The organism is Sulfitobacter sp. (assembly GCF_041552635.1).
Lineage (GTDB): Bacteria > Pseudomonadota > Alphaproteobacteria > Rhodobacterales > Rhodobacteraceae > Sulfitobacter.
On record NZ_JBFEKM010000194.1, the window covers coordinates 1 to 6,581 of the forward strand.

The 6,581-nt window shown below is 54.3% G+C and carries 7 protein-coding genes; 2 read left to right on the top strand and 5 right to left on the bottom strand.

Going from position 1 to position 6,581, the window contains the following annotated elements; all coding sequences use genetic code 11:
* Positions 1 to 1,236 precede the first annotated feature (1,236 nt).
* The gene (locus ABYT07_RS17865) at positions 1,237 to 1,551 is read left to right on the top strand and encodes a putative quinol monooxygenase (protein ID WP_372993378.1); all 315 of its coding nucleotides are present in this window, start codon (positions 1,237 to 1,239) and stop codon (positions 1,549 to 1,551) included.
* A 187-nt stretch (positions 1,552 to 1,738) separates the two neighbouring features.
* Here the strand turns inward: ABYT07_RS17865 and ABYT07_RS17870 are convergent, their stop codons facing one another.
* The 5 genes from ABYT07_RS17870 to ABYT07_RS17890 all read right to left on the bottom strand — a co-directional run bounded on the left by ABYT07_RS17870 (position 1,739) and on the right by ABYT07_RS17890 (position 6,141).
* Complete coding sequence (locus tag ABYT07_RS17870; RefSeq protein ID WP_372993379.1) at positions 1,739 to 2,734, bottom strand: GGDEF domain-containing protein; 996 nt, start codon at positions 2,732 to 2,734, stop codon at positions 1,739 to 1,741.
* Positions 2,731 to 3,318, bottom strand: a complete 588-nt coding sequence (locus ABYT07_RS17875; RefSeq protein ID WP_372993380.1) for a heme NO-binding domain-containing protein — start codon at positions 3,316 to 3,318, stop codon at positions 2,731 to 2,733. Before ABYT07_RS17875 ends, ABYT07_RS17870 begins: the two co-directional genes overlap by 4 nt.
* Positions 3,319 to 3,466: 148 nt before the next feature.
* Complete coding sequence (locus tag ABYT07_RS17880) at positions 3,467 to 5,029, bottom strand: trimethylamine methyltransferase family protein (protein WP_372993381.1); 1,563 nt, start codon at positions 5,027 to 5,029, stop codon at positions 3,467 to 3,469.
* Between the two features lie 108 nt (positions 5,030 to 5,137).
* Complete coding sequence (locus tag ABYT07_RS17885) at positions 5,138 to 5,857, bottom strand: HAD family hydrolase (RefSeq protein WP_372993382.1); 720 nt, start codon at positions 5,855 to 5,857, stop codon at positions 5,138 to 5,140.
* A 2-nt stretch (positions 5,858 to 5,859) separates the two neighbouring features.
* Positions 5,860 to 6,141 carry a DUF3572 domain-containing protein gene (locus ABYT07_RS17890; RefSeq protein ID WP_372993383.1) on the bottom strand — a complete coding sequence of 94 codons (282 nt, stop codon included), beginning with the start codon at positions 6,139 to 6,141 and terminating at the stop codon, positions 5,860 to 5,862.
* Positions 6,142 to 6,242: 101 nt separating this feature from the next.
* Here ABYT07_RS17890 and ABYT07_RS17895 point away from each other — a divergent pair.
* A partial coding sequence (locus ABYT07_RS17895; protein ID WP_372993384.1) for a PleD family two-component system response regulator occupies positions 6,243 to 6,581 on the top strand: 339 nt, incomplete at its 3' end.

The window sequence follows — 6,581 nt, forward strand, 5'->3', positions numbered from 1 at the left end:
GATTAGGACCGCCATTGTACACATAATCGCTCGGCGTATTCTCAAGACTATAAATCGATCGGCAAGTCGCCGTTGCTTGGTACTTTTTAGATCCATTTCTGGCCCGGAGTTTTGATACTTCATCCAGGGTGCATATACCGCCAACAAAACCTTTGTAACCGAGGAAATTTGAATGGTCCGCAACTAATGAATTTCACTAACTAAAAACGAGTTTACAGATATATTACGAATGTCGATAATAATGTTCTTGAGATCAATGACCTTTGCGTCCCTTCACCCGCACCACTTCATCCCTTCGATATCTACTACGGCCCTTGTAGGTAAGGCCTAACATCCGATCAGAGGCGATAGTTTTGGCTGCCGATGGTACTATTGGCTGGGCTTTGTCAGCCGTCTGGACCGCACGCCACAAGCTACCTTGCCACGTCGCTCTGAGATTGTATCAACAGGGCATTCAAATGGGCGCGTTAGGCAAAAAACGCAACATTGCGCAGGGACAGATCAACGGCAAAGGCCCGCCCTTGGTGTCGACGGTCACAACACCTACGCAAACGGCCCACACCGACCATTCCCGCCCTTCGTGAAGGTTGCGAATACCCAACCTTCATCCGACTAGCAGGAATAATCCACGTTTTTTGGTTAAGATCAACTTCGTGCCAAGTTGCCATCCGTGCTTCGCCACTGCGCGCCGCAGTCAGAATAATGAACCGGAGGCATAGGGCGGCAATAGCTTCTCGTTCTTCCAACTCCCCCATAAAACTGGAGACTTCCCGCCAAGAAAGTGCTGCATGATGCTTTGCCTTGTGCTTTCCTTTTGGCAAAGAGCGCCGCAGCGCTCCGTCTATGGGGTTTGGAGCTTCGCGGAGCCCTCTTCCTATGGCATGGTCGAATACAGCATCTAGCCGCTGCCTGAGGCGCTTGGCGGTAGGGTGCATACCCACCTGAAAGCTTAAGGCGAGGTGCTTTCAACTTCGTCCTATGAAGCAATTTCTGAATCACAATCAGCCCTGCTTGTTGCTTGGGATAACTTAGCGCCGCGCGCTGTGTTCGACGAAACTGCCGAAGGACAGCACAGCAGGACAAATGGTAGGCGTCGGCTGCATCAATAAATTCGCTGGCTGAGTGATGTTGCGATTCTGCAAATCCAGAAACATGGACGCGGCGTCAAGAAAATGCCCTTTCGCCACGACGTCAAGTTTATGCTAAGTCCTTGAGATCCCCAACAAGGAAACAAACATGTCTCTCGTCCACGTTATTGCAGTCATCACCACCAAGCCGGGCCAGCGCCAAGCGGTCCTCGACTTGTTCAACGCCAATGTTCCGGCAGTATTGGCAGAAGATGGCTGTATCGCATATGAAGCCACAATTGATACCGAAAATGCCGGACCCATGCAAAGCGCATTTGGCGCTGACACCTTTGTTGTCGTCGAAAAATGGGCCAGCATGGAGGCACTTGGCGCACATGCGAGATCGCCTCATATGAAGGCCTATGGGGCCAGCACGAAAGACATGTTGGCTGATCGTGCAATTCATATTCTGTCGCCTGCATAAGGTGCAGATAAGGTTGCCTGCATAAGCTGGCAGGCCCTACATCAAAGTCCGACCACATTGCATCTGCCACGGCCCCGATCGACATCATGTCGAAAACGAACACCCGTAAGCAGATCTTATATCTGTCAAGCATTCGGCACACATATTGGGCTTGATCAACGATGGAACGGACAACCCTTATGCAGGGCTAGATCACCAACGGACGTCTGCGCCCGTCAAAGATCGTCTGGCGCGCGCGTCCGGCGTTCTTTGATTGATAAAGCGCGATGTCCGCGTCGGACAGAATGTCCTTGGGAACCACGCTTTGGTTTTCGCGGATCCAGACGGTACCGATACTGGCCGATATGCGGCATTCGTTGCCTTGGAAGAAGATCGGCTTTTCGAGACGTTCAATCAGCCTTTCACCAACATTCAAAAGGGTTTCCTCTGCCTCGATCTCTGGAAGGATAAGGGTGAATTCATCGCCGCCGACACGGGCGATGGTATCTGCGGCCCGGGTTTCTTCTACCATAATTTGCGCGACGGCTTGCAGCACATGATCGCCCGCAGCATGGCCCAAGGTGTCATTAACGGCCTTGAAGTAGTCCAGATCAATTTGCATCACAGCAAAGCCGACTTTGCGACTGACCAGCCGTGCCAGAACATGATCCATCGCGCGGCGATTCTTGAGACCGGTCAATGTATCCGTGAATGCCTGTTCTTCTGCGGCGATCTTGGCCCCTTGCAGCTTGAGGTTCAATTGGCGCGAGGAATCCATCGCGGCTGATTTCGCCTCGATCAGGTAAAGCATTTCAATGGCCAAATCCGTCGCGGCAAAATCTGCATTGCTCAGCCCATAGGTGCGCACGCCGTCAAGGATCGAAATGCCGAAAGACAGGTTGATCACCACATCATCGCCCGTGCCGCTCCGCGCGACCAGAACCGCCTTGAGGTCGCTTGACGGGTCACCATTGAGCGCAAGATGTATCTTGCTTCCTGCCTTTTGGCGCATGTCGATAATGGATTGCGCGGATTTGGGGCGCTTAACTTCAAAGTGGTCAAAGAAATTCGTGCCAACCCATGTCGCATCAGGGCGCAGTTTCTGCACCGTGGGCCCAACGTGCGCGATGCGCCCGTCATTGCGGACCACCAGATGCATTGGGCATAAAATGTCCAGCATATTTAAGTCGGGAAAATCCTTCATAAAGCCCGCGCGCCCAAATCAAAATGTCGCCCCTCGGCGAAATCCGTATCAATCAAAGTGATCGACACGCGTTCGAAACCGTCCGCGATGGTTTCATGATCCAACACAACCAAAGCCCCATAATCATCGGCAATCACGCGCAGCACGCCGGTCATCACCAGACCAAACCCCGGCACCGGGCTTTGGCAAATCAGGTCAAATTGACCTTCCGCTTTTTCATCAAGTTCCATGCGTGGCAGATCAAGATCTGATACGGCTAATTTGGCCCGGTCGGACAGATCATCCAACGACTGCAAAAACTCTTCAAAATTCACACCACCAAAGCGCAGCAACCGCCGCACCCCTTCCAGTTTGGGGGTCGATACCAGATAGGTGCCGATATCCTCGAGCAATTCTGCAAGCGGGCGGTGCGTGACTGCGGCCATGCTGTCCAAAAGGCGCGGCGTGATATCGTCTTGGTACGACAGCATCGCCTCGAATTCGGAAAATCCGAGATCGGCGCGCTGCGTCACCTGTAGCCAACTGTCTTTTCCGAATGTATCGCAGACAAAGTTCTGAACACTGCGGTTAATAAGCCCGTGCATGGATATCCCTTCCCACTCATACGCAGCGAGAATGCGAACAGGACGTTAACATCATGCAAATGTCTTAGTGCAAAAGCCCCTTTCAAGCGTTGAAAAATACCGCAGAGTTTTTGAGGATTTATCGAAACTTTGCCCAAAAATGGAAATCTTAGAAATCGGTAGGGGCCCCACCTTCGGCTTTTCTGCGTGCCACAAAGGCGGCCAGTTCTTCGCGAATTGCCACATCCATCGGGGGTTCCTCGAAGTTGGCGATGATGTCCTTGAACATCATATGCGCACGTTCCGGCGTCCAGATGGCCCCGGCAACTTCCCACCCTTCATAGTTTTTCCAGTCACTTAAAAACGGCTGATAGAACGCATCGGTATAGCGGTCCTGAGTATGCTGGATGCCAAAGAAATGCCCCTGATTGCCGACAGATTTTATGGCATCCAATGCGATCTCATCCGGGCCGGTCGCACATATGACAGGGTCCATATAGCGTTGTATTTGCTGCAAAATTTCGCAATCCATGATGAACTTCTCAGGCGATGCAATCAGCCCACCCTCAAGCCAACCCGCAGCGTGGTAGACCATGTTCGTGCCTGATTGAACGGCAGCCCACAGGCTGTTTGATGTTTCCCACATGGCTTGGCCATCGGGCACGTTGGCCGCGCATACCCCGGACGACCGCATCGGCAGACCATAAAACCGACACAACTGCCCCGTCATCTGTGTGGCGCGCATATACTCTGGCGTACCAAAGGCGGGCGCACCGGTTTTCATATCTACGTTCGACGTAAACGTACCAATTGCGCAAGGGCAACCGGGGTTGATAATCTGCGCCAAGACCACAGCGCACAGCGCCTCGGCCAGCGACTGCGCCACGGCACCCGCCATGGTCACCGGGGCCATCGCACCGGCCAACGTGAAGGGCGTCACGACCAGCCCCTGTCCGCGCCGCGCAAGGCGCATCCAGCCGTCCAGCATCGGGATGTCGTGCTTGAGCGGTGAGGTCGAGTTGATATTGGTGTACATGCGCGGGGTGGCGTCGAATTCTTCGTGGGTCAGGCCACCCGCGATGCGCACCATCTCCATCACGTCTTCGACACGTTCTTTGCCCAGACTATAGGCGTGCATGACCTTGTCGGTCAGCGTCAGCTTGTCATAAAGCACGTCCAAATGACGCACCGAGGCGTGGACATCGACAGGTTCAACCGGATAACCCCCCGCGAAGTGAATACAGTTGAAATACTGCGTCAACTTCAGCAAATCCTGACACATGGCGCGGGTGCCGGGAACCTTGGTGCCAATCGACATATCCCAGTAGTTGGGCGGGGATGACACGTTGCCGAACACCAGATGCTTGCCGCCGATGGTGATCTTGCGATCCAAGTTGCGCGGGGTCAGGGTGAATTGCGACGGCGCATGGGCAATCCATTCCATCACGAAATCACGCCCCATACGGACGTTTTCACCGTTCACGGTGCAACCCGCCTTGCGCAGAATTTCAAGCGCTTCGTGGTTGAGGAATTCGATCCCGATTTCTTCGAGAATGCGCATCGCGCCATCGTGAATCGCCTCGACACCTTCGGGTGTCAACGGTTCGGTGGGGCGATCAATGTTAATCGGCGGGTTCCACGGCATCTGTTCGATCACAGAGGTACCGCGACGGGTCTTGGCACCGGCACGCCCGCCCGTGCGGGTTTTGCGTTTGGGATCTGGATCAGACATGGCAACCTCCTGAAAGTCAGGTCCAGAAGGCATGATCTATTTCACTGCGGCGTTCCCGTTACCGACGATTTATGTCGTTTTTCGCGTCTGGCCCGTCGGGTGAAAGACCTAGCTGCCCTGCCCGTCCAGCCAGTTTGGCAGGTGGCTGATGTCGGGCAACACCACATCAGCATGCGGTGCAAGATCATCGGCCGAGGCCATGCCCGTCAACACCGCAATGCGGGTCATGCCCGCAGCCTTGCCCGCGATCAGGTCATGGGTGCTATCGCCGATCATCGCGATCTGGTTAGGGGCAAGCCCAACGGTCTTGGCGAATGCATTCAGCTGGCCCGGGCTGGGTTTCCCACCGTGCCCGCTGTCGAACCCGGCAATAAAATCAAACAGATGGGTCACGCCCGCCTTGTTTAAATGCGCCAAAGCCGGGGCTTCGGCATCATTGGTTGCCACCCCCAATGCCAACCCGCGCGCGCGCAGAACCTCAAGAAACGGGATCAGCGGTGTGACTTCGCTTTGCGGGGCGCGTGAGGCTTCTTCGTTGAGCAGATCAATCAGCGCCGCTTTGGACATTTCCGGCACGTGAGGCGACAACACATCGACGACCTCGCCCGGTGTGCCCGCAATCACAATGCTATCCGTGGCAAACCTGTTTGCGGCCAGATCAAACCCCACCGCAGCCCCGATCATAGTGGCGCGCGCAAGATCGCCTTGGGTCAGGCGGGTCAGAAACGCGTTGGCCCATGCCTCCCAAGTCTTGGCGAAATCGAACAAGGTGCCATCCTTGTCGAACAAAATTCCTCTGATCAAAACGGTGGTCCCTGTGCCTGTCATTCTTATGTCCAATTCACCTGTTCGCCCCCAGGCAAAGCCTGCCGCGCCTGCATAATCCGATCGTAGGGGGCGTGGATGCTGTCGCAAAACGAAATCACCCATTCGTCGTTCATCATCAGAAAATCCAAGACCGCCCCCAAAAAGGCGGGGTCTGTCGCCTGACCACGCAAATCATCTGCGCCGGCCCCGGTTTCTCCCATGAAAACAGGCATCAAGTCATCATTTGCGGCCAACCATGCCAATGCCTGAAGGGCAAAGGTCTCAGCGGCTTCTTGCTTAAACATGGGGGCATTCCTGTCTGCTACTTAGGATGGAAACTCTTTGTTAACTAATAACGTCCTTAAGATCACTGCATCTGGTTAGATTTAGTGAGGAAGGAAAACAAGTGCAGGGAAAGATCCTCATCGTCGACGCCATCGCTACGAATCGCATCGTTTTGAAAATCAAACTGTCCTCTGCATATTATACTGTCCTTCAAGCCACCTCGGTCGCAGAGGCGCTGAAAATCGCGAGCCAGGAACAGCCAAACCTTGTCATTACTGCCTTTGATCTGCCCGACGCCGATGCAGGCGCACTATGTGCAGGTCTGTCAAAGCAAGAACAGACAGCGCGCATCCCGATCCTTGCCATCGGCGAAAGCGACGATCTAAACGCGCGCAAGATGATGCTCTCGAATGGGGCACAGGATGTATTGGTGAAACCGGTGCCTGATCCACTTTTGCTA

Bases quoted from the DNA above. Each gene is read 5' to 3' on its own strand.
- ABYT07_RS17870 (WP_372993379.1), bottom strand. From the start codon at position 2,734: ATGAAGGATTTTCCCGACTTAAATATGCTGGACATTTTATGCCCAATG.
- ABYT07_RS17890 (WP_372993383.1), bottom strand. From the start codon at position 6,141: ATGTTTAAGCAAGAAGCCGCTGAGACCTTTGCCCTTCAGGCATTGGCA.
- ABYT07_RS17885 (WP_372993382.1), bottom strand. From the start codon at position 5,857: ATGACAGGCACAGGGACCACCGTTTTGATCAGAGGAATTTTGTTCGAC.
- ABYT07_RS17875 (WP_372993380.1), bottom strand. From the start codon at position 3,318: ATGCACGGGCTTATTAACCGCAGTGTTCAGAACTTTGTCTGCGATACA.
- ABYT07_RS17880 (WP_372993381.1), bottom strand. From the start codon at position 5,029: ATGTCTGATCCAGATCCCAAACGCAAAACCCGCACGGGCGGGCGTGCC.
- ABYT07_RS17865 (WP_372993378.1), top strand. From the start codon at position 1,237: ATGTCTCTCGTCCACGTTATTGCAGTCATCACCACCAAGCCGGGCCAG.